This is a genomic window from Streptomyces sp. NPDC001157 (assembly GCF_053598255.1).
Genome location: NZ_JBSFJW010000001.1, coordinates 417,921 through 440,411, shown reverse-complemented (window position 1 = coordinate 440,411; position 22,491 = coordinate 417,921). Strand labels below are relative to the sequence as shown.

Genomic DNA, 22,491 nt, shown 5'->3' with positions numbered 1-22,491 from the left:
AATGGCGACCCTCAACGTCGAGGAACTCGTCGCGATCGACGTCCACACCCACGCGGAGGTCTCCTCCAAGGGCCACTCCTCCCTGGACGACGACCTGCACGACGCGTCCTCCGCCTACTTCAAGGTCGAGGGCAAGCGGAAGCCCACCCTGGAGGAGACGGCCGTCTACTACCGCGAGCGGAAGATGGCCGCCGTGATCTTCACGGTCGACGCCGAGTCCGCGACCGGAACCGCGCCCGTCCCGAACGAGGAGGTCGCCGAGGCCGCGGCCGCCAACGCCGACGTCCTCATCCCCTTCGCCTCCATCGACCCCTTCCGCGGCAAGGCGGGCGTGAAGCAGGCCCGCCGTCTGGTCGAGGAGTACGGGGTGAAGGGCTTCAAGTTCCACCCGAGCATCCAGGGTTTCTTCCCCAACGACCGCGCGGTGGCCTACGACCTCTACGAGGTGATCGAGGAGACGGGCACCATCGCCCTCTTCCACACGGGCCAGACAGGCATCGGCGCGGGAGTCCCCGGCGGGGGCGGGATCAGGCTCAAGTACTCCAACCCGCTCCACATCGACGACGTGGCCGCCGACTTCCCGCACCTCAAGATCATCCTGGCGCACCCGTCCTTCCCCTGGCAGGACGAGGCCCTCGCCGTCGCCACACACAAGCCGGGCGTGCACATCGACCTGTCCGGCTGGTCGCCGAAGTACTTCCCGCCGCAGCTCGTGCAGTACGCCAACACGCTGCTCAAGGACAAGGTCCTCTTCGGCTCCGACTTCCCCGTCCTCACCCCCGACCGCTGGCTCCGCGACTTCGAGCAGCTGTCGATCAAGGACGAGGTCAAGCCGAAGATCCTCAAGGAGAACGCCGCCCGCCTGCTCGGGCTGACGAAGCCGTAAGGGGCCCCAGATGCGCAACGAGGGACTCGGGTCATGGCCCGCACGCCGGGCCCGCAAGACCCCGCACCGCACCGCACTGGTCCACGGCGGCACCACGCTCACCTACGGCGAGCTGCACACCCGCACCACCCGCCTCGCCCACGCCCTGCGCGCCCGGGGCGTGCGGCGCGGCGACCGGATCGCCTACCTCGGGCCCAACCACCCCTCCTTCCTGGAGACGCTGTTCGCGGCCGGAATGCTCGGCGCGATCTTCGTACCGCAGAACACCCGGCTGGCCGGCCCCGAGATCGCCTACCAGCTCGCCGACTCCGGCGCGAAGGTCCTCGTCTACGGCCCCTCGCACGCCGGGCTCGTCGCCGGACTGCCGGGCAGCACGGATGTGCGCGCGTTCCTCGAAGTGGGCCCGGAATACGAGGAGTTGCTCGCCGCATCCCCTGACGAACCGATCGACGAGCCCGTCGCCGCCGACGACACCTGTCTGATCCTCTACACCTCTGGCACCACCGGCCGCCCCAAAGGCGCGATGCTCTCGCACGCCAACGTCACCTGGAACGCGGTCAACTTCCTCATCGACAAGGACCTGCACGCCGATGAGCGGGCACTGGTCTCGGCGCCGCTGTTCCACATCGCCGGCCTGACCGTGCTCACCCTGCCGGTGCTGCTCAAGGGCGGCACCTGCGTCCTCGTCGAGGCCTTCGACCCGGCGGACACCCTCGACCTGGTCGAACACCACCGGATCACCTACATGTTCGGGGTGCCGGCGATGTTCGAGCAGATCGCCCGCCAGCCGCGCTGGCCGGACGCCGACCTGTCGTCGCTGCGGATGCTCAGCTGCGGCGGCGCCCCGGTGTCCGCCCCGCTGATCGAGGTGTACCAGGCCCGTGGGCTGACGTTCCTGCAGGGCTATGGCATGACCGAGGCGCTCGGCGTGTGCTTCCTCGACGGGGAGCACTCGGTCAGCAAGGCGGGCTCGGCGGGGGTGCCGCACTTCTTCGCCGACGTCCGGGTGGTGCGGCCCGACCTCACCCCGGTCGAGCCGGGGGAGAACGGCGAGGTCGTGGTCCGCAGCTCCGCCGTCATGTCCGGCTACTGGGGGCTGCCGGAGGAGACGGCGGCGGCCTTCGCGGACGGCTGGTTCCGCACCGGGGACGCGGCGCGCGTCGACGAGGACGGCTACGTCTACATCGTCGACCGCATCAAGGACATGATCATCTCCGGGGGCGAGAACATCTACCCCGCCGAGATCGAGGACCGGCTCCTCGCCCACCCCGACATCGTCGAGTGCGCCGTCATCGGTGTGCCGGACGAGAAGTGGGGCGAGGTGCCGCGCGCGGTCGTCGTGCCGCGCGAGGGCGCCACGATCGACGCCGACGAGATCCTCGCCTCCCTCGCCGGACAGCTCGCCAAGTACAAGATCCCGAAGTCGGTGGTCCTCGCGGACGAACTCCCGCGCACCGCCTCCGGAAAGCTCCTCAAGTCCCGAGTGCGCAAGCGCTACGGCACCCACTCCTGAGAATCCTGAACTCCTGAACTTCCCGAGTAAGGACAGCTACATGAGCGTCACCGTCAACGGCATCGACGAACTGAAGAAGCTCGCGGGCAGCGATCTGGGCACCAGCGAATGGATCGAGGTCACCCAGGAGCGCATCAACACCTTCGCCGACGCCACCGGCGACCACCAGTGGATCCACGTGGACCCCGAGCGCGCCGCCGAGGGCCCCTTCGGCGCCCCGATCGCCCACGGCTACCTCACCCTCTCCCTCTTCATCCCCCTGTTCACCGAGCTCCTGGACGTCCAGGGCGTCACCACGAAGGTCAACTACGGTCTGAACAAGGTCCGTTTCCCCTCCCCGGTGAAGGTCGGCTCCCGCATCCGTCTGGTCGGAAAGCTGGCGGAGGTCGAGGAGGTACCGGGCGGCGTGCAGATCACCGTGGACGGCACGATCGAGATCGAGGGCGGCGCCAAGCCGGCCGCCGTACTGCAGAGCCTGTCGCGGTTCTACGCCTGATCAGGGCGTACCGGCATCAGGTCGAGAAGGCGTTCCGAGGCCTCCTGTGCGAGCGGTGTGAGCCGGTCGTACACCGCCCGGAACATCTTCTCGGCCCGTTCCGCGGGCCAGTCGTCCGGCAGGTGCTTGACCGGGAGGCGCGGGTCGCGGCGGATCACCTGCAGCCACTCGGCCTGCAGCCGCAGCCGCAGGGCGAGGGCGTCGTCGGCGTCCGGCAGCCGGTTCTCCCAGGCCTCCCAGCGGCGCACGAACTCCTCGTAGCGTGGGGCCAGTTCGGACAGCTCCCAGGTCTCCTCGATCATCGCCCCGATGTCCATGCCGGCGTCGGCGTGCGCACGGAAGACCTTCACATGGGCGGCGAGCCCCAGCTCGGACACCAGCTCCGCCACATCCACCTCGCCCGGCGCGATCCACAGACCGCTGAACAGCGGGCCGAAACCGCTCCAGGTGAGCTTGGAGCGCAGATCGTGGCGCTGACGCTGCCAGGACTCGGGCAGCGAGAAGCCGAGGAGCGTCCAGGTGCCGTCCCAGTGCCGGTTGACCGCACCGGTCTGCCAGATACGGTGCTCGCCGTCCCGCAGCACCGCCGCCGAGTGCTCGGTCAGCCCGAAGTACATCTTGCGGCCCTCGCGCTGGCGGCGCAGCAGCCCTCGCTTGACCATCCGGGTCAGCGTCGAGCGGGTCGCCTGCTCGCCCACCCCGGCGCGCTCGAAGACGTCGATCACACTGCCCGAGTACACGCAGACCTCCCGCCCGAGCACCTGGTCACCCAGGAACGTGAGCAGGAGGGACTGCGGCCGCAGCGACTCTTCACCGGTCATGCGGCCACGGTACGACGTCACGGATCAGTTCGCCGCGCCCCAAAGGGGCGCGGGGAACGGCGCGACCAGCCACGACCCTGCCGCAGACGATCGACGGACTAATGAGGCCAGGCCCCCGCCACATCGACGAACATGGGGTTCGAATAGAACCACGTGTCCGCCCACGGGTCACCGTTACCGGGCTCGTGCGGAATCGGCCCGTGAGGGTCGATCGAGGCGCCCAGGTACCCCACGCCGTGGCGGTTCCCGTCGCTGCCGCGCAGCCGGACGTAGAAGGACTCGTCCCCGACGGTCAGCGGGATGCGCAGGGTGTACGTCCCCTGGCGGCCGGACACGTCCTTCGTCTGTACGACCCTGGTGTCCGGGGCCTGCCAGCTGTCCCGGTCGGTCACCGGGCCACGCACCGCGCCCCGGATCACGTCCACGTGCGCCAACTGGGGCAGGATGCCCTGCGGGTTGGCCCGGGAGGCGGTCGTGACGGTGACGTACAGGGTGATCTTCTCGCCCTTGCGGACGCGCAGCCGCCCGCCGAGCGTGACGCCCCGGCCCGCGTCACAGTCCCGCTTCACACGGACGTCGAGGCCGTCGAGCAGGTGGCCGTGGTCGAGCCAGACACGGCCCGCGCGCAGGCCCGCCATCACGGCGCGGTAGCCGTAGCGGGTCACCCCGACGTGGGTGCGGCTGAACTCGCCCGGCCAGAAGTCACTGCCCGGCTGCGCGATGTCTGTGTTGACCGGGTCGGGCAGCTTGCCGGTGTTGTCGAAGTTCTGGCCGGCCGGCCAGTCGCCGTTCTTCCAGGTGTCGAAGACCGTGCGGTGGTTGTCGGAGTTGGTGGTGATCGTGAAGAGGCGGCCCTCCGCGAGCATCGCGTCCCACAGGCCGCCCACCGTCGCCGTCGCCCAGTCGAAGCCGCCGTACGTCAGATACGCGTCCGCCGGGTAGCCCGCCCAGGACTGCGCCGACGGCTTGTTCTCGTACTCGCCGCGGATCGAGGTGGCGCCGCGCCAGCCGGGGATGGCCGCGCCCTGGGCGCCCGGTGCGCCCTCCATGCCGATCATGATCTCGGGGGCCGCGTCCCGCCAGTTGCGCATCTCGTGCGGGGAGTCGATGCCGAGACGCAGGGGGTGGTTGGCGAGGACGAGGACGTCGTCGACGTAACCCGAATCGCGCTGCTCGGCCAGCCACTTGATGGCCTTGACGGCGTGCGCCTCGTTGCGGGCGGTGTCGGTGCCGGTCGCGGAACCGTCGGTGTAGCCGAGGAGCTTGCCGTCGTAGGCCAGCTCGAACTGCGTGAGCAGGTCGGTCTCGTGGGGGCCGGGCGCGGCGAAGATCGTGCAGTGCTCGGCGGCCGGGATGTACCACTCCAGGCCCTGGAAGATCAGCTGACGCGGGTTCTCGGCCCGCGCCTTGAGGATCTCCTGATGCTCCAGCGCCGCGCCGTAGTGGGCGTGCCCGAAGTTGGAGTGCTCGTTGAACACCATCCAGTCCAGGCCGTACTTGGCGGCCGCCTGCGCCTGCTGCGAGAACGTGTACTTGGCGTCGTGGCTGTAGACGGAGTGGACGTGGTGGTCGCCGACGAGGTAGGCGAGGCGCGGGTCGTGGCCGCCGAAGCGGGGCTGCGAGGAGGCGGCGAAGGCGGGGGTGGCCATCGACCCGAGGGTGAACGCTGCGCCGAACAGGCCTGCGCGGCGCAGGAGCCCGCGTCGCGAGACACCCTGGGCGTCGAGGTGGGACGGGGAGACGGACGGGTCGGCCCAGGCAGGCAGCTGCTGCTCGGTCATCGTGAGTTCCTGTGCAGGTCAGTGTGGAGTCAGTGTGCAGATCAGTGGTTCATGAAGGAGGTGACGGGCAGCGCCCGCGAGACGATCCGGACGTCGCCGAGGCGGCCGTGCAGGATCTGGTCGATCTTGCCCGCGTACTCGTAGCCGCCGAGCAGCCACGGCAGTCCGACGGAGGTGATGCCGACCGCGGGGGCCTTCGGGTTGCGGACGACCGGGCAGCCCTCGACGTACAGCGTCGTGTGCTTGCCGTCGTTGACGACCGCGAGGTGCCACCAGGTCTCCAGCGGGGTCTCCTGGCCCCAGTTGGTGGCGATGCCCTGCTGGTTGAGGGGTCGCATGGCCCACTGCGGCTCGCGGTCGTTGGACAGCGAGAGGGTGGCCAGCGGCTCGTCGGGGTCGTCGGCGGTCTTGCCCGCCGCGCCACCCGTGCCGGTGCGGCCGACGATGCCGGACCAGGCGTGGTGGTCCGGGTCCCAGTCGGCGGGCAGACGGTAGAACGCCTCGATGGTGTAACCGTCCTTGAACGTCGCCGAGTTGAGCGGGGCGCCGTCGACCGTCTTCAGATACGCGCCCTTCAGCGGCGACTTGTAGCCCTGGAACTCCAGGCTGCCGTGGCCGGGCTGGTCGGGGTGGTGGTCGGAGGACCAGTTCAGGGCGCCGCCGCCCACCGTGACGAGGGTGAGGTCGTTGCCGCGTCCGGACAGGTCGCGGACGGTGCCGCTGACGGCCGTACCGTCGCCCTTGTTTTCGTGGTTGTCGAATCGCCAGTAGGCGACCGTGCCGGGGACGACGACCTTGGAGGCGGGGCGGGCCGGACGGGCATGGACGGGGGCGAATCCGGCGAAACGTTTCTCGAAATCGATCTCCACCGAGAAGCGGTCCGCGTCACCGCTCAGCTCGATCTCCTGCCGCTCCAGCTCATTGAGGCCCTTGCGCGCCCGGCCGAGGATCCACGGGGAGACGGTCTCCACGTCGATGACGTTCCGGTCCAGGTCGAAGCGGTAGAGGCGGATCATCGCCGCGCCGCCGAAATAGCGGTTCTGGTAGTTGGTGAGGTGCAGGTGCACCTCGTTGCCCGCCGCGTTCTTGCGGGTCGCGCGGCCCGCCGGCCAGTAGTGGCCGTTCAGGGTGAGGAAGATCTGGTCGTGCTCCTCGACCAGCTGGTCCCACAGCTGCTGCCCGTACGTCGACAACTGGTCGTCCTCGACCACGAGTTCGTGCGTGGTGAGGATGACCGGCGCCTTCGGGTGCTTGGCGAGCACATCCTTCGCCCAGGCGTAGCCCTTCGCCGACAGCCGCCAGTCCAGTGCGAGCACCAGCCACTCGCGCCCGGCCGCCCTGAACAGGTGGTAGGTGTTGTAGCCGTCGTCGGACGCGCCGCCGAACGTCCTCTTGCCCTTGAAGCGCTGCGGCCCGAACGTGTCCAGGTACGGGGTCGAGCCGCGCTGGTCGTCCGTCGAGGACTTCACGTCGTGGTTGCCGGCCAGGACGCTGTAGCCGACGCCGCGCCTGTCCAGCAGCTTGAACGCCTCACCGATCGCGGCGAACTCGTCCTTGGCGCCGTTCTGGGTGAGGTCGCCGAGGTGGGACAGGAAGACGATGTTCTCGTCCTTGCCGTGCTCCAGCAGATAGCGCAGGGAGGCCTCCACCGGCGCCTTGTCGATGCTGGGTCCGTCGAAGAGGTACTGGGTGTCGGGCATCACGGCGAGCGTGAAGCGACGGCTGTGGGCGTCGGGCCGCCGGCTGCCCGCGCTCACCGGAGCCGCCTCGGCGGCGGCCGGCAGCGCGACCCCGGCGCCGGCGGCGGCTCCGAGCAGCGCGGTGGCGCGCAGGAAACTGCGTCTTGCGGCGCCGGCCTGGGCGGCCTCGCCCTGGTTGTGGTCATGCGAAGTGCACACGTGTGCTCCGTGGGATGTGACATGTCGCAGGTGACATACGACAGAGAGGCGGGAGGTCAGGGAGGTTCGGAGAGGTTCGGGGAGGTCTTACAGAACGCGCAGGGTCCAGCTCCAGCGGTGGACACCCGGGGGAATCAGGTACGAGGCGAAGGTGTCAGGACCGCACGACGCCGTGCCCAGCCCCCGGTGCGCCGCGTCGAGGTGCACCACGCACCCGGAGCGCGGTACCAGCTCGTCGTGGTGCGACGCGGCGGTCAGGTCCTCGGCGCGATGGCGGGTGACGGAGACCTGGCGCGGTTCGTCCAGCACGACCGCGAGGCCGGTCGCGTCCTGCGCGGACAGCGTGAAGCGCCGCACACCGTGCCGGCCGCCGCTCTCCTGCGGGCGCAGATAGGGGGTGAACAAGGCGTCCACAGGCACGGAGTGGTGGCCGACGGGTGCGCCGACGCTCCGGTCGGGGTACGACTCCCACGGGCCCTGCCCGAACCACTCCAGCAGGTCCAGGCCCTCCGCCGTCTCGAAGACCGAGCCGACCCGCGCCACATCGTGGAACTCGTCGGGCAGTTCGGCCTCCTCGTCGATCCGGATGCCGCCCTCGACCGGCGTGAACACCTGCCGGTGCCGCACGACACCGACCGTGCCGGCGTACTCGGCGTCCACGGTCACCCGGCCGCCGTCCTGCCGTACCGACACCACCTTGCGGACGAGCGAGTCGAGCCCCCAGGTCCGCCAGCGCAGGGCGATACCGCCGAGCTCGTCGTTGTCGGTGGGCGCCCGCCACAGGGAGAGCGTGGGGGCGGCCGTCAGCAGCGGATGGACCAGTAGGCCCTCTTCGTCGACCTCGACGGTGCCGTCCACGGGGACGTCCCAGGACACGGACGGCCCGCGCAGCCGGACCTGCGGCGCGCAGATGTCCGTGCCGCGCGGCGCCCACGGCTGGTCCTTGGCGGTCGTCACCCGGAGCGTCAGCCAGGCCTCCCCGCCGTCGCGCGGGATGTCGAAGGGCAGCGGCACGGCGGCCGTCTCGCCGGGCCGCAGGGCGGGCAGCTCGGCGGGCGCGGTCAGCGTGCGGCCGTCGGCGAGGGACAGTTCCCACCGGCCGGACAGCCAGTCCAGGCCCCGGAAGTGCTGGTGGTTGCCGAGCACGATGCCCTCGTGCTTGAAGCACTCGATGCGCACCGGCGCCGCGATCTCCCGGTGCTCGTACAGGACCGGCTTCGGGGTGCGGTCCGGGAAGACGACTCCGTCGGCGATGAACGCGCCGTCATGGATCGTCTCGCCGAAGTCGCCGCCGTACGCCCAGCGGTGACCGGGCGCGGTGACACCGTTGTCATACAGTCCGGCGCCCGCGCGCCCCACCGGTCTTCCGTCGCTCACGCGTTGCAGAATTCCGTGGTCCCAGAACTCCCAGATGAACCCGCCCTGAAGACCTGGCGTTGACTCGATGGCCGCCCAATGGTCCGCCAGCGTGCCGTTGCTGTTGCCCATCGCATGCGAGTACTCGCACTGGATGAGGGGCCGGGTCTGCCGGCCCGACAGGGCGTGGGCGACGCAGTCCTCCAGCGGCGCGTACATCGGGCAGGCGATGTCGGAGGCGTCGTCGGCCGCCGCCCAGTCGAGCTTCGCGGCGCCCTCGTACTGGATCGGCCGCGTCGGATCGTGCCGCCGTACCCAGCCCGCCGCCGCGTCGTGGTTGGCACCGTAGTCGGACTCGTTGCCCAGCGACCAGATGATGATCGACGGGTGGTTCTTGTCGCGCAGCACCATCCGTGAGACGCGGTCCACGAAGGCGCCCAGGTAGCGCGGGTCGTCGGCGATCTCGTGCGCGTGGTCGTGGGACTCGATGTCCGCCTCGTCGACGACGTAGAAGCCGAGCTCGTCGGCGAGGTCGTAGAGGGCCGGGTCGTTCGGGTAGTGGGAGGTGCGGATCGCGTTGAAACCGAACCGTTTCAGCAGGACGAGGTCCGCGCGCATGTCGTCGTACGACACCGTGCGGCCGGTCAGCGGATGGAAGTCGTGGCGGTTGACACCCCGGATGAACACCCGCTCGCCGTTGACGAGCAGGTCCCGTCCGACGATCTCGACGTCGCGGAAGCCGATGCGGTGCCGCGAGGTGTCGGCGACCGTTCCGTCGGCGCGGTGCAGGCGCACGGTGAGGTCGTACAGCTCGGGTGTCTCGGCGTTCCAGGTGCGCACCTCGGGGACGGTGGCGTGGAGGCGGGCCTCGCCCAGGAAGCCGGAGACGCGGTCGTCCTCGGCGTTGCCGCGGTCGAACTCCCGGTCCTGGCCGATGAGTCGACCCTCCAGCTCGCCGCTGACGTACCACCCGTCGGGCAGCGCACCGCGCGCGTCCCGCACCCGGCAGTCGACGCGCAGCTCGCCGGCGTGCGACGCCCGCACGGTCACGTCGGCCAGATGCAGCGGATCGGTCGTGTACAGCAGCACCGAGCGCGTGACGCCGCCGTGCCACCACTGGTCCTGGTCCTCGATGTGCGAGGCGTCCGACCACTTCACGACGGTGAGCCGTACGACCGACCGCTCGCCGGGACGCACCACGTCCGTGAGGTCGAACTCGGCGGCCAGGTGGGAGTCCTTGGAGATGCCGACGGGCCGCCCGTCCACGTGCACGAGGAGCACGCTCTCGGCGGCCCCGACCTGGAGCACGATCCGGCGTCCGGCCCAGTCGGCGGGGACGTCGACCTCGCGCTCGTGGACGCCCGTCGGATCGGCCTCGGGGGAGCCGGGCGGGAACTGGGGGAACGGCATGCGGACGTTGGTGTACTGCGGCAGGTCGTCGGCACCGGCGGACTGCATGGTCCACACGCCGGGGACGTACGTCGAGGACCAGTCAGCGCCGACCCGCGCGTCCGGAGCAGGCAGCAACTGGAAACGCCAGTCGCCGTCCAGGGAGAGGGCTCCGGAGCGCCGGTCGACGCCGTTCATGGGGAGGCGGCCCCAGGAGGTCACCTCGGGTGCCTGCCAGGGGCGGAGGGCGATCAGGGGATCGGCGGGGAGTGCGTCGGTCATGACCTGTCCGAAGTCGGTGCGATGGGCCGGGGGAGGACGCGGCCCTGCAGGCCCCAGGCGGGGTCGACGGGGATGCCGAGCCGGTCCAGGACGGTGGGGGCGATGTCGATGAGGCGGGGTGAGTCGAGCCGGGCGCCGCGGAGCCGGGGGCTGTGGGGTGGGCTGTCGGCGGGCTGGGTGTCGTCGGGCCGCGTGCTGTCGGGTCGGCGGTGGGCGGGTTCGGTGCCGAAGGGCTGGGTGTCGTCGGGTCGGCCGTCGGCGGGCCGTGTCCCGTCCGGCCCGCCCGGCTCGGCGAGGATGACGAAGACTTCCCGTTCCGCCTGCGTGTCACCGCCGTGGCCGCCGGTGTCGCGGTGGCCGTGGTCCGTGGTGACCAGCACGGTCCAGCGCTCGGCGGGGCGGCGCGGGTCGTTGCGCCGGGTGTCGATCGCCTCCAGCAGCCGCCCCAGGTGGGCGTCCTGGGCGAGGAGGGCACGGTCGTAGGCGGGGGAGAGGGGGCCGGTGTCGTGGCCGGCCTCGTCGGTGGCGCCGAAGTACACGAACACGACGTCCGGGTCGTGCTTCGTGAGCCAGCGCAGGGCGGTGCGGGCGACGCGGCGGTCCGCCGTCCGGTAGCCGCGGAACTCGCCGTTGTAGCGTCGGCGTCGGCCGATGGCGGGGCCGAGGGTGCCGCGGCGGACCAGCTGCGGCCAGGACACCGCGGCCGCGGTGCGCAGACCTGGGCGGGCTGCTGCGGCGCGGGTCAGGAAGTCGGGGTAGCGGGCGTAGTCGGCGCCGACGAAGTCGTTGCCCCTCACGCCGTGGCGGTCGGGCCACACCCCGGTCAGGATGCTCGACCAACCGGGCCCGGAGTCGGTGTAAGCCATGCTGGTCGACGGCCCGTTCCCGGCCTGGCCGTCGGCCTCGCCGTAGGGCAGCAGGCTGGTGCCGACCGCGCCTGCGGCCATCAGGGCGTGCAGCACCGGTGCGTTGGACGGCTCGCGGGTGAGCCGGTCGTAGCGCAGGCCGTCCATGCCCACCACGAGCACTTTGCCGTGTCGACCCCCGGCGTCCCTCACTGTCCACCTCTCTCGTTGCACGTGCTTGCTGAATCAGCCCCTGTACCAAGAGCTCGGGACGGACTGTCGGTTCGTGGCCGCGGGTCCGTTGTGGCTTGTCGCGCCCACGCGGCGGAGCCGCATATCGATACAGCCCCGCGCCCCTACGGGGCGCGGCCTTCCCAAGCGTCAGCTTCCCTGCACCGCCCCCTCCGTCGCCCCCGCGATGAACCCGCGGGCGAAGATACTGAACACGATGACCAGCGGCAGTGCCGCCATCAGTACACCGGCCATGACCATGCTGTAGTCGGTGGTGTGGCCGACGTTGAGCTGGGCGAGCTCCACCTGGAGGGTCACATGGCCGGGGTTGGTGAGCACGACCAGCGGCCAGATGTAGTCGTTCCAGCAGTTGACGAAGGCGTAGATCGCGAGGAACGACAGCGCGGGCCTGATCATCGGCAGGGCGATGTTCCAGTACTGGCGGAAGAACCCGGCGCCGTCGATGCGCGCGGCGTCGAGGAGTTCGTCGGGCACGCCGTTCTGGATGTACTGGTGCAGCCAGAAGATGCCGAAGGCGTTGGCCAGGGAGGGCAGGGCCAGCGCCTTGAGCATGCCGACCCAGCCGATCTTCGACATGAGGATGAACTGCGGCAGGATCGCCAGTTGCAGCGGCAGCATCATGAACAGCAGCAGCGTGCCGAACAGCAGCTTGCGCCCGGGGAAGTCGAACTTGGCGAAGGTGAAGGCCGCCAGGGAGTCGACGAACAGCACCAGGACGGTGGTGACGGTCGCGACCATCACCGTGTTGAGCATCGACCCGAAGAAGTCGATGGTGTTCAGCACATGCCGGATGTTCTCCAGCAGATGGGAGCCGAAGGTGAACTTCGGCGGGCTCTTGTAGATGTCCTGGGTGGTGTTGGTCGCCATGACGATCGTCCACGCGAAGGGGAAGACCGAGACCAGGACGGCCACGATGAGGATGATGTGCGCCGTGAGGCCCCTGGGGCGGCGCCGTCGCCTGCCGCCCGTGGCCGGCCTCGTGGTGTCGACGGCCGTCATGCCTTCCTCCCCCGTGTGGTGATGCGCCAGTTGACGGCGACGAGGATGACGATCAGTACGAAGAAGGCCCACACGATGGCCGCGCCGTAGCCGTAGTCGTTGTTGAGGAACGCCGACTGGTAGAAGTACAGCAGCGTGGTCAGACCCGCCTGGCCGGGGCCGCCGAGGTTCGCGTTGGCGGCGTTGCTGCCGAACAGGACCTGGGGCTCGCTGAAGCTCTGTAGACCGTTGATGGTCGAGATGATGACGGTGAACAGGATGATCGGCCGCATGATCGGGATCGTGATCTGGAAGAACGTGCGGATGGGGCCCGCGCCGTCCATCTTCGCCGCCTCGTAGATCGAGTTCGGTATCGCCTGCAGGCCGGCCAGATAGATGATCATGTTGTAGCCGGTCCACTGCCAGGTCATCAGCAGCGCGATGACCAGCTTGATCAGCCACGGGTTGCTCAGCCACGGAACCGGCGAGATGCCGACCATGCCCAGGATCGCGTTGACCAGACCGAAGTTGTTGCTGAACACCGCGCCGAAGAAGATCGCCACGGCGACGATCGAGGTGACGTTCGGGACGTACAGCGCGATGCGGTAGAAGCCCTTGAAGCGGCGCACCGAGTGCAGCAGCGTCGCCAGCATCAGCGCGCCGAAGAGGGTCGGCACGGTGGACAGCACCCAGATCACCAGGGTGTTGCGGATCGACAGCCAGAAGACCGGGTCGTCCCACAGGAACCGGAACTGCTGCAGGCCCACGAACTGCATGGTGCCCATGCCGTCCCAGCGCTGGAAGGCCAGGTACAGCGAGTAGAAGACGGGGAAGAAGGAGAACGCGGCGAAGATCAGGTAGAACGGCGAGATCGCCAGGTACTGCCGCCAGTACGCCAGCGGGCCGCGCCGCCTGGGGCGGGCGGAGCCCGCGGGCGGTGTGCGCCGCGGGCGGAACCGGGCCGGGCCCGGCCCGCCGAGGCGCTGCGGCACCTCGGCGGAGCCGGTGACCGGTGGGGACGTCACCTCAGCTCACCCCCTGCCGACGGGCGATCTGCTTGGCCTGGCTGACCGCGTCCTTCCAGGCGTCGTCGGGCTTCTTGCCCTTGGCCTCGATGTTGGTCAGTTCCGTCTTGTAGGGGGCCATGACAGCGGCGTCGGCCGGGGCCTCGTAGGCGATCGGCACGGCCTTGGCGGCCGGCCCGAAGACATCGATGATCTTCTGTCCGCCGAAGAAGGCGTCGGGGCCCGTCATGGCAGGCATGGTGTAGGCGGCCGGGGCGGCCGGGAAGATGGCGGCGTCGGTGAAGCCGCGGGCGTCGTTGGCGGGGCTCAGGATCCAGCTGATGATCTTGAATGCCTCTTCGGGGTTGCGGCACTGCCTGGGCAGGGCCAGGTAGGAGCCGCCCTGGTTGGCCGGTCCGACGGGCATCGCGCACACCCGCCACTTGCCCTTGGTCTGCGGAGCGGCCTGCTCGATGTCCAGCGCGTGCCAGGCCGCGCCGAGCTCGGTGAGGAGGGTCTTGCCGACGGCGGCGTTCCAGGTGTTGTCGTTGATCTTGGCGTCGAGGCCGAGAGTGTAGGGGCGCACCGACGTGGTCCATGCGGCGCGGATGTGGTCCTGGTCGCCGATGAAGTGGTTGTTCTTGTCGATGAACCGCTCGGTGCCCTGGCCGACGGTCATGTCGAACATGGAGCCGATGTTGTTGACCAGGTAGGTGCCGGGGTTCTTCTTCTGCAACTCGGTGCCGAGCGTGAAGTAGTCCTCCCAGGTCTTGACCAGGGCGGCGACCTTGTCGGGGTCGGTGGGAACCCCGGCCTTGGCGAAGAAGTCCTCGCGGTAGAAGAGCGCGGTGGGCCCGATGTCGATCGGGAAGCCGATCTGCTTGCCGTCCTTGGTCTGGGCGAGCTTGGTCTTCCAGTCCAGGTACTGGGACGAGAGCTTCTTGAAGCCGAGGTCGTTCAGGTCGAGGAAGCGGTCGGCGTTGGGCAGGAAGGACGCGATGTCCTCGCCCTTGATGCCGGTGATGTCCGGCACCGAGGTGCCCGCCGCGATGGTGGTGGTGAGCTTCTGCTTGAAGTCGCCGCCTATGGAGGCGGAGGTCAGCTTGACCGAGCTGCCGAAGTGGGTCTTCGCCTCCGCGACCACCTTGTCGCTGAGCGCGCCGCCCCAGTACCACAAGGTGAGGTCCTTGCCGTTCTTGGTGCCGCCCGAGCCCGAGCTGCCGCCGCATGCGACGGTCAGGCCGGAGGCGGCCGCGGTGAGCGCGGCGGCCTGGAGGAAGCCTCTACGAGAAAGGTCCACGGGTCACTCCTGTTGTTCCTGTTCGACGTGGAGAGGGGGTTCGAGGGGGGGGCAGTGCCGCCGTTCTCAGGCGTGGGGGCCGACGGGCGTATGGGCGGGCGGGGTGACGGGGGCGTGCCGCACGGGCGGCCCGGGGTCGGCCGGGATCCGGTCGGCCAGGAAGCCGTATGCGCGCCGCAGTTCGGGATCCTTCAGCGACCGCCACCAGCGGTCGACGCCGTACCAGCCGGGGGCCGCGAGTGCCCCGCCGTGGTGGCCGACGGACAGCCCGGCCGCGAGGACGGCGAACCGCAGCCGTTCCTCCAGGGGCCAGCCGCCGAGCGAGGCCGCGACGAAGCTCGCGCCGAAGACGTCGCCGGCGCCGGTGGCATCCAGGACGTCGACGTCGAGGGCCGGGACCTCGGCGTACTCGCCCGTCGTCTGGTCGACGGCCACCGCGCCGTCCCCGCCGCGGGTGACCACGGCCACCGGCACCAGCTCGGAGAGCGTGCCGAGGGCGGCGACCGCGCTGTCGTTGCGGGTGTAGGCCATCGCCTCGGTCTCGTTGGGGAGGAAGGCGTGGCACAGTTTCAGCTGGTCGAGGAGGTCGGTGGACCACTCCTGCGTGGGGTCCCAGCCGACGTCGGCGTAGATCTGCGTACCGTTCGCGGCGGCCTTGGCGAGCCACTCGCGGGGCTCGGCCTCCAGGTGCACGAGTGCGGTGCGCGCCTCGGGCGGGTCGCCCATCAGCGCGTCCTGCGAGTACGGGGGCTCCTGGCCGTGGGTGACGAGGGCCCGGTCGTGGCCGGTGGCGAGCGAGACGGTGACGGGGGTGGGCCAGCCGTCCGCGGTGCGGGAGAGCGAGAGGTCGATGTCCTCCTGGTCGCACAGGACGTCACGGCAGTACTCGCCGTAGAAGTCGTCGCCGAAGACCGTGGCCAGCGAGGTGCGAAGACCGAACCGGGACGCGGCCACCGCGAGGTTCGCGATGCCGCCGGGGCCGCAGCCCATCCCGCCCGTCCAGATCTCCTCGCCCGGCGTCGGCGGCTTCCCGAGCCCGGTGAGGACGAGGTCGTAGAAGAGCAGCCCGGTCAGGAGCACGTCGGGCCTGTCGTCGTCCACGCGAAACAGCCTCTCGTCAAAACTCGTCATTTTCGATGACCGGAATCGTGCGCTGATCCATGAGATTGGTCAATACCCGAGCAGAACTGAGCATGGATTTGATTGAAGATGACGAGTAGTGTTCACGCCGTGCTGGCAGAACGACGACACCAACTCATCCTGCGGGCCCTGCGCTCCGGTGGTCCCGCGTCCGTGACCGACCTCTCAGAGCAGCTGGGTGTGAGCCCCGCCACGATCAGGCGCGACCTGGTCAAGCTGGAGGAGGACGGTCTGCTCACCCGTGTGCACGGCGGCGCCGTCGTGGAGGAGGGCGACCAGCCCTTCGCCGAGGTCGCCGAGGTGCGCGTGTCCGAGAAGGACGCGATAGCCGAGCGCGCCGCCGCGATGGTCAAGGACGGCCAGTCGGTGCTGCTCGACATCGGCACCACCGCCTTCCGGCTCGCCCGCCAGCTGCACGGCCGCCGCCTCACCGTGATCACCAGCAACCTGGTGGTCTACGAGGAGCTCGCCGACGACGAGGGCATCGAGCTGGTGCTGCTCGGCGGCATGGTCCGCCGCGAGTACCGCTCCCTGGTCGGTTTCCTCACCGAGGACAACCTGCGCCAGCTGCACGCCGACTGGCTCTTCCTCGGCACCAGTGGAGTGCGCCCGGGCGGGCAGGTGATGGACACGACGGTCGTCGAGGTGCCGGTCAAGCGCGCCATGATCAAGGCGAGCGACAAGGTCGTCCTCCTCGCCGACCAGGCGAAGTTCCCGGGTACGGGCATGGCGAAGGTCTGCGGTCCCCAGGACCTGGACGTGGTGGTGACGAACGCCCCGGTCGACCCGGCGACCCGCTCCTCCCTGGAGGAGGCGGGCGTCCAGGTGGTCGTGGCAGGAAAGGTGCAAGGGTGAAGCTGACGATTCTGGGCGGCGGCGGGTTCCGCGTGCCGCTCGTGTACGGGGCCCTGCTGGGCGACCGCGGCGAGGGCAGGGTCACCGAGGTCGTCCTGCACGACCTGGACGCGGGCCGGCTGTCCGCGGTGACCCGCGTCCTCGCGGAGCAGGCCGAGCAGGTCGCGGACGCCCCCGAGGTGACCGCCACGACCGATCTGGACGAGGCCCTGCGCGGCGCCGACTTCGTCTTCTCCGCGATCCGCGTCGGCGGCCTGGAGGGCAGGGCGAACGACGAGCGGGTCGCCCTCGCGGAGGGCGTCCTCGGCCAGGAGACGGTCGGCGCGGGCGGCATCGCCTACGGCCTGCGGACCGTGCCCGTGGCCGTGGACATCGCCCGGCGGGTGGCCCGCCTCGCGCCCGACGCCTGGGTCATCAACTTCACCAACCCGGCCGGCCTGGTCACCGAGGCGATGTCCCGCCACCTCGGCGACCGCGTCATCGGCATCTGCGACTCCCCGGTCGGCCTCGGCCGCCGTATCGCCCGGGTCCTCGGCGGGAACCCCAAGGAGGCCTGGATCGACTACGTCGGCCTCAACCACCTCGGCTGGGTCCGCGGCCTGCACATCGCGGGCCGCGACGAGCTGCCGCGGCTGCTCGCCGACCCCGACCTGCTCGGCTCCTTCGAGGAGGGCAAGCTCTTCGGCGTCGACTGGCTCCAGTCCCTCGGCGCGATCCCGAACGAGTACCTGCACTACTACTACTTCAACCGCGAGGCCGTCCGCGCCTACCAGCAGGCCGAGAAGACCCGCGGCGCCTTCCTGCGCGACCAGCAGGCGCACTTCTACGAGGAGATGCGCGACCCCGGTGCCCACGCCCTCGCCGCCTGGGACCGCACCCGCGCCGAGCGCGAGGCGACGTACATGGCGGAGAACCGCGAGACCGCCGGCGCCGGCGAACGCGACGCCGACGACCTCTCCGGCGGCTACGAGAAGGTCGCCCTCGCGCTGATGCGGGCCATCGCCCGCGACGAACGCACCACCCTGATTCTCAACGTCCGCAACCGCAGCACCCTGTCGGTGCTCGACGCCGAGGCCGTCATCGAGGTCCCGTGCCTGGTCGACGCCAACGGCGCGCACCCGGTCACCGTCGCCCCGCTGCCCGAGCACGCCACCGGCCTGGTCTGCGCCGTGAAGGCCGTCGAGCGCGAGGTCCTCGCCGCCGCCGAGTCAGGCTCCCGTACGACGGCCGTGAAGGCCTTCGCGCTGCACCCGCTGGTCGACTCCGTGAACGTGGCCCGACGGCTGGTCGAGGGCTACACGGCCGTCCACCCCGGCCTCTCCTACCTGAAGTAAGCTCCCGGCGGAAAGCGCTTTCCCCTATCTTGCGCCCTCGCCGCCCTCTCTCTGGAGACCTCTCATGCACGACGAACGCCGCCGGATCGAGGAGCGCGCCGAGCGCCTCCACAACCAGCGCATCAAGACCGCGATCTACGCGGCCACCGTCCCCCTGACGGTCGAGGCCTGGCAGGCGCCGGGCGAGCCGGTCCCCTTCGAGGAGGCCGCGGCCGCCTCGTACGAGCCCTTCGCGATGGGCACCCCGTGGGGCCCGCCCTGGGGCACGACCTGGTTCCGGATGCGCGGGCAGGTGCCCGCGGAGTGGGCCGGCCGCCGTGTCGAGACGGTCATCGACCTCGGCTTCACGGGCGACTGGCCGGGCAACCAGGCCGAGGCGCTGGTCCACCTCACCGACGGGACACCCCTGAAGGCGGTCAACCCGCTCAACCAGTACGTGCCCATCGCCAACCCGGCCACGGGCGGCGAGGAGATCGACTACCTGGTCGAGGCGGCCTCGAATCCGGACATCCTGGCGAACAACTTCGCCGAGCCCACGCCCCTGGGTGACGTCCTGACGGCGGGCGACAAGCCGCTGTACACCTTCCGGCGCGCCGACCTCGCCGTCCTCGACGAGGAGGTCTTCCACCTCGACCTGGACTTCCAGGTGCTGCGCGAGCTCATGGTCCACCTCGGCGAGCACGAGCCGCGCCGCCACGAGATCCTGCACACCCTCGACCGGGCCATGGACGTCCTGGACCTGGACGACGTCTCCGGCAGCGCCGCCGCCGTCCGCGCGGTCCTGGCGCCGGCCCTCGCCAAGCCCGCACACGCCAGCGCCCACACCGTCTCCGGCGTCGGCCACGCGCACATCGACTCCGCCTGGCTCTGGCCCATCCGCGAGACCAAGCGCAAGACGTCCCGCACCTTCTCCAACGTCACCGCACTCGCCGACGAGTACGACGACTTCATCTTCGCCTGCTCCCAGGCCCAGCAGTACGAGTGGGTGCGCGACAACTACCCCAAGGTCTGGGCGCGCATCCAGGAGTCCGTGAAGAAGGGCCAGTGGGCGCCCGTCGGCGGCATGTGGGTCGAGTCCGACGGCAACCTGCCCGGCGGCGAGGCCATCGCCCGCCAGCTCGTCCACGGCAAGCGCTTCTTCATCGAGCACTTCGGCATCGAGACCAAGGGCGTCTGGCTGCCGGACTCCTTCGGCTACAACGCCGCCTACCCGCAGCTCGCCAAGCTCGCCGGCAACGAGTGGTTCCTCACCCAGAAGATCTCCTGGAACCAGACCAACAAGTTCCCCCACCACACCTTCTGGTGGGAGGGCATCGACGGCACCCGCATCTTCACCCACTTCCCGCCGGTCGACACCTACAACGCCCGCTTCAGCGGCGAGGAGATGGACCGCGCGGTCCGCAACTACGCGGAGAAGGGCGCAGGTACGCGCTCCCTCGCCCCCTTCGGCTGGGGCGACGGCGGCGGCGGCCCCACCCGCGAGATCATGGAACGTGCCCGCAGGCTCGCCGACCTGGAGGGTTCGCCCAAGGTCGTCGTCGAGCATCCCGACGAGTTCTTCGCCAAGGCCCGCGCGGAGTACGAGGACGCCCCGGTCTGGAACGGCGAGCTCTACCTGGAGCTGCACCGCGCCACCTACACCTCCCAGGCCCGCACCAAGCAGGGCAACCGGCGCTCCGAACACCGCCTGCGCGAGGCCGAGTTGTGGGCAACGACGGCCGCGCTGCACGCGCCGGGCTATGCCTACCCGTACGAGAAGCTGGACCGCCTGTGGAAGACGGTCCTCCTCCACCAGTTCCACGACATCCTGCCGGGCTCGTCGATCGCGTGGGTGCACCGCGAGGCCGAGGCCGAATACGCCCGGGTGGCAGAGGAGTTGGAGGAGCTGACGGCCGAGGCTGTCGCCGCGCTGGGCGGTGGCGCGGCCCGGGTCTTCAACACCAGCCCCTTCGACCGGGCCGAGGTCGTGCGTACCGCCGAGGGAGTGCCGACGTATGTCGAGGTACCGGCGAGCGGTAGCGCCCCTGTCGTGGTCGCCGACGCTCCGCAGCCGGTGACGGTGAGCGGCCGGGTCCTCGACAACGGCCTGGTGCGGGTGGAGGTGTCCGAGGACGGGACGTTGTCGTCGGTCTTCGATCTCCGGGCGAACCGGGAAGTCTTCGCCGACAAGGGCAACCTGCTGCGCCTGCACACCGACCTCCCCAACTACTGGGACGCCTGGGACATCGACAAGCACTACAAGAACCGCTACACGGACCTGCTGGACGCCGAGTCGGTCACGGTCGTCGAGGAGGACCCGCTGCTCGGCGCGATCCGCGTCTCGCGCTCCTTCGGCAAGGGGTCGAAGCTCACCCAGACGATCACCCTCCGGGCCGGCAGCCCTCGTATCGACTTCGAGACCGACATCGACTGGCACGAGGCCGAGAAGATCCTCAAGGCGGGCTTCCCGGTCGACATCCGGGCCCCGCACTCCTCCGCGGAGATCCAGTTCGGCCACATCCAGCGGCCCACCCACACCAACACCAGCTGGGAGGCGGCCCGCTTCGAGGTCTCCGGCCACCGCTGGGTGCACATCGCCGAGCCCGGCTACGGCGTCGCGGTCATCAACGACTCGACCTACGGCCACGACGTCTCCCGCACGGTCCGCGAGGACGGCGGTACGACGACCAGGGTCAGCCTGAGCCTGGTGCGCGCCCCGCGCATCCCGGACCCGGAGGCCGACCAGGGCCGCCACCGCTTCGTCTACTCCCTCCTGCCCGGAGCGAGCATCGAGGACGCGGTCGCGGAGGGCTACGCCCTCAACCTCCCCCTGCGGGTGGCGGATTCGGCGGGCGCGCCGGAGCCGGTCGTCTCGGTGGACGGCGAGGGCGTGACGGTCGAGGCCGTGAAGCTGGCGGACGACTTGTCCGGCGACGTGGTCGTCCGGCTCTACGAGTCCCGCGGCGGCCGCGCCCAGGGCGTCCTGCGCACGGGCTTCCCGCTCGCCGGCGCCCAGGTCACCGACCTGCTGGAGCGCCCGCTGGAGGACGCTGAGGTCGTCGAGGGAGCCGTCCCGGTCGCGCTCCGCCCCTTCCAGATCCTGACGCTCAGGCTGCGGAGGGGCTGACGCATGGCCGTACAACCCTGGTTCACCGACGCCAAGTTGGGGATCTTCGTCCACTGGGGCATCTACGCCGTCGACGGCGTCCAGGAGTCCTGGTCGTTCTACGACGACATCGTGCCGCACGACCGGTACATGTCCCAGCTGGAGCGCTTCACCGGCGCCGAGTACGACCCGAAGGCATGGGCGGACCTGTTCGCCCGCGCCGGGGCGAAGTACGCCGTACTGACGAGCCGTCACCACGACGGTGTGGCCCTCTGGGACACGCAGTACGGCGACCTCAACCTCGGCAAGGACTACCTCGGCCCCTACGCGGAGGCCCTGCGCGAGAAGGGTCTCAAGGTCGGCTTCTACTACTCCCACTCCGACTGGAACCACCCCGACTACGCGTCCACGCGCAAGCCGGGCCGCCCGCCGGAGCTGGAGGACAACCGCTACTCGGAGGTCGCGGCCGAGGACGAGGACCTGGACGCCTGGGAGCGGTTCATCGCTTACCGCGACGGCCAGATCCGCGAGCTGGCCTCCCGCTACCGGCCGGACCTGATGTGGTTCGACGGCGAGTGGGACCGCAGCGAGGAGCAGTGGCGCATCCCCGAACTCGCCGCGCTCATCCGGTCGTACGTCCCCGACGTCGTCTTCAACGCCCGCATGCTCAGCGAGGGCGACTACGCGACGCCGGAACAGGGCGCCCCCATCGTGCCGCCGGACGGCCCCTGGGAGCTGTGCCTGACCATCAACGACTCGTGGGGCTACCAGCACCACGACCACAACCACAAGTCGCTCGCCCAGCTGATCCGCTACTTCACGGAGACGATCGGCGGCGGCGGGAACCTCCTGCTGGACGTCGGCCCCATGGAGGACGGCACCATCCCGCAGCCCCAGGTCGAACGGCTGGAGGGCCTGGGGGAGTGGATCCGCAGGCACGCGGAGGCGGTGTACGGAACGGTGCGCGGCCTGCCCGCCGGGCACCACTACGGCCCCAGCACCCTCTCCGCCGACCGCCGCACCCTCTACCTCACCCTGTTCGACATCCCCCGTGCCGAGATCGGCGTCCGGGGCCTGGCGACAGAGGTCCGGAAGGTCACCGTGCTGGGGAGTGGCACCGAACTCGCCCACCGGGTGGTCGGCGGGCTGCACGACGCGGTGGGCGTGCTGTGGATCGACCCGCCGGCTGAGGCGGACCTCGATCCGTACGCGACCGTGCTGGCCGTGGAGCTGGAGGGAGAGCTGGAGCTGTACCGCGGTTCGGGCCGCTTCTGAG

16 protein-coding genes are annotated in these 22,491 nt (G+C 70.2%); 7 read left to right on the top strand and 9 right to left on the bottom strand.

Annotated elements, in window-relative coordinates; translation table 11 throughout:
* The first annotated feature begins 1 nt into the window (after position 1).
* From ACWDAG_RS01985 to ACWDAG_RS01975, 3 genes are read left to right on the top strand one after another with little or no spacing between them, the layout of a single operon-like run.
* Complete coding sequence (locus ACWDAG_RS01985) at positions 2-886, top strand: amidohydrolase family protein (RefSeq protein ID WP_450693623.1); 885 nt, start codon at positions 2-4, stop codon at positions 884-886.
* 10 nt (positions 887-896) lie between these two features.
* A complete protein-coding gene (locus ACWDAG_RS01980; protein WP_450693622.1) occupies positions 897-2,399 on the top strand; it encodes an acyl-CoA synthetase in 1,503 nt (500 codons plus the stop codon).
* 40 nt (positions 2,400-2,439) lie between these two features.
* Positions 2,440-2,895: a MaoC family dehydratase gene (locus tag ACWDAG_RS01975; RefSeq protein WP_450693621.1), complete on the top strand. Its 456-nt coding sequence runs from the start codon at positions 2,440-2,442 to the stop codon at positions 2,893-2,895.
* Here ACWDAG_RS01975 and ACWDAG_RS01970 read toward each other — a convergent pair.
* The 9 genes from ACWDAG_RS01970 to ACWDAG_RS01930 all read right to left on the bottom strand — a co-directional run bounded on the left by ACWDAG_RS01970 (position 2,886) and on the right by ACWDAG_RS01930 (position 15,902).
* The gene (locus ACWDAG_RS01970) at positions 2,886-3,716 is read right to left on the bottom strand and encodes a PaaX family transcriptional regulator (protein WP_450693620.1); all 831 of its coding nucleotides are present in this window, start codon (positions 3,714-3,716) and stop codon (positions 2,886-2,888) included. The genes ACWDAG_RS01975 and ACWDAG_RS01970 overlap by 10 nt on opposite strands.
* A gap of 98 nt (positions 3,717-3,814) precedes the next feature.
* Positions 3,815-5,497: a PHP domain-containing protein gene (locus tag ACWDAG_RS01965; protein WP_450693619.1), complete on the bottom strand. Its 1,683-nt coding sequence runs from the start codon at positions 5,495-5,497 to the stop codon at positions 3,815-3,817.
* Between the two features lie 41 nt (positions 5,498-5,538).
* Entirely contained in the window at positions 5,539-7,395 is a 1,857-nt protein-coding gene (locus tag ACWDAG_RS01960) for a LamG-like jellyroll fold domain-containing protein (protein ID WP_450693618.1), read from the bottom strand.
* Between the two features lie 87 nt (positions 7,396-7,482).
* Positions 7,483-10,422 (bottom strand): glycoside hydrolase family 2 TIM barrel-domain containing protein, encoded by a 2,940-nt coding sequence (locus ACWDAG_RS01955; protein ID WP_450693617.1) that lies wholly within the window; start codon positions 10,420-10,422, stop codon positions 7,483-7,485.
* On the bottom strand, positions 10,419-11,435 hold the full coding sequence (locus ACWDAG_RS01950; protein ID WP_450693938.1) for an alkaline phosphatase family protein: 1,017 nt from the start codon (positions 11,433-11,435) through the stop codon (positions 10,419-10,421). The genes ACWDAG_RS01955 and ACWDAG_RS01950 overlap by 4 nt, the downstream gene beginning before the upstream one ends.
* Positions 11,436-11,648: 213 nt before the next feature.
* Positions 11,649-12,518 (bottom strand): carbohydrate ABC transporter permease, encoded by an 870-nt coding sequence (locus tag ACWDAG_RS01945; protein ID WP_450693616.1) that lies wholly within the window; start codon positions 12,516-12,518, stop codon positions 11,649-11,651.
* Positions 12,515-13,489 carry a carbohydrate ABC transporter permease gene (locus tag ACWDAG_RS01940; protein WP_450693937.1) on the bottom strand — a complete coding sequence of 325 codons (975 nt, stop codon included), beginning with the start codon at positions 13,487-13,489 and terminating at the stop codon, positions 12,515-12,517. The genes ACWDAG_RS01945 and ACWDAG_RS01940 overlap by 4 nt, the downstream gene beginning before the upstream one ends.
* Positions 13,490-13,523: 34 nt before the next feature.
* Entirely contained in the window at positions 13,524-14,801 is a 1,278-nt protein-coding gene (locus ACWDAG_RS01935; protein WP_450693615.1) for an ABC transporter substrate-binding protein, read from the bottom strand.
* Positions 14,802-14,867: 66 nt separating this feature from the next.
* A complete protein-coding gene (locus ACWDAG_RS01930; RefSeq protein WP_450693614.1) occupies positions 14,868-15,902 on the bottom strand; it encodes a carbohydrate kinase family protein in 1,035 nt (344 codons plus the stop codon).
* 129 nt (positions 15,903-16,031) lie between these two features.
* Here ACWDAG_RS01930 and ACWDAG_RS01925 point away from each other — a divergent pair, with 129 nt between their 5' ends.
* The 4 genes from ACWDAG_RS01925 (at position 16,032) to ACWDAG_RS01910 (ending at position 22,490) form a co-directional block, all read left to right on the top strand.
* The gene (locus tag ACWDAG_RS01925; RefSeq protein ID WP_450693936.1) at positions 16,032-16,796 is read left to right on the top strand and encodes a DeoR/GlpR family DNA-binding transcription regulator; all 765 of its coding nucleotides are present in this window, start codon (positions 16,032-16,034) and stop codon (positions 16,794-16,796) included.
* Positions 16,793-18,130: a 6-phospho-beta-glucosidase gene (locus ACWDAG_RS01920; protein ID WP_450693613.1), complete on the top strand. Its 1,338-nt coding sequence runs from the start codon at positions 16,793-16,795 to the stop codon at positions 18,128-18,130. Before ACWDAG_RS01925 ends, ACWDAG_RS01920 begins: the two co-directional genes overlap by 4 nt.
* Before the next feature lie 64 nt (positions 18,131-18,194).
* On the top strand, positions 18,195-21,236 hold the full coding sequence (locus tag ACWDAG_RS01915; RefSeq protein ID WP_450693612.1) for an alpha-mannosidase: 3,042 nt from the start codon (positions 18,195-18,197) through the stop codon (positions 21,234-21,236).
* A gap of 3 nt (positions 21,237-21,239) precedes the next feature.
* Entirely contained in the window at positions 21,240-22,490 is a 1,251-nt protein-coding gene (locus ACWDAG_RS01910) for an alpha-L-fucosidase (protein ID WP_450693611.1), read from the top strand.
* The last annotated feature ends 1 nt before the right edge of the window (position 22,491 follow it).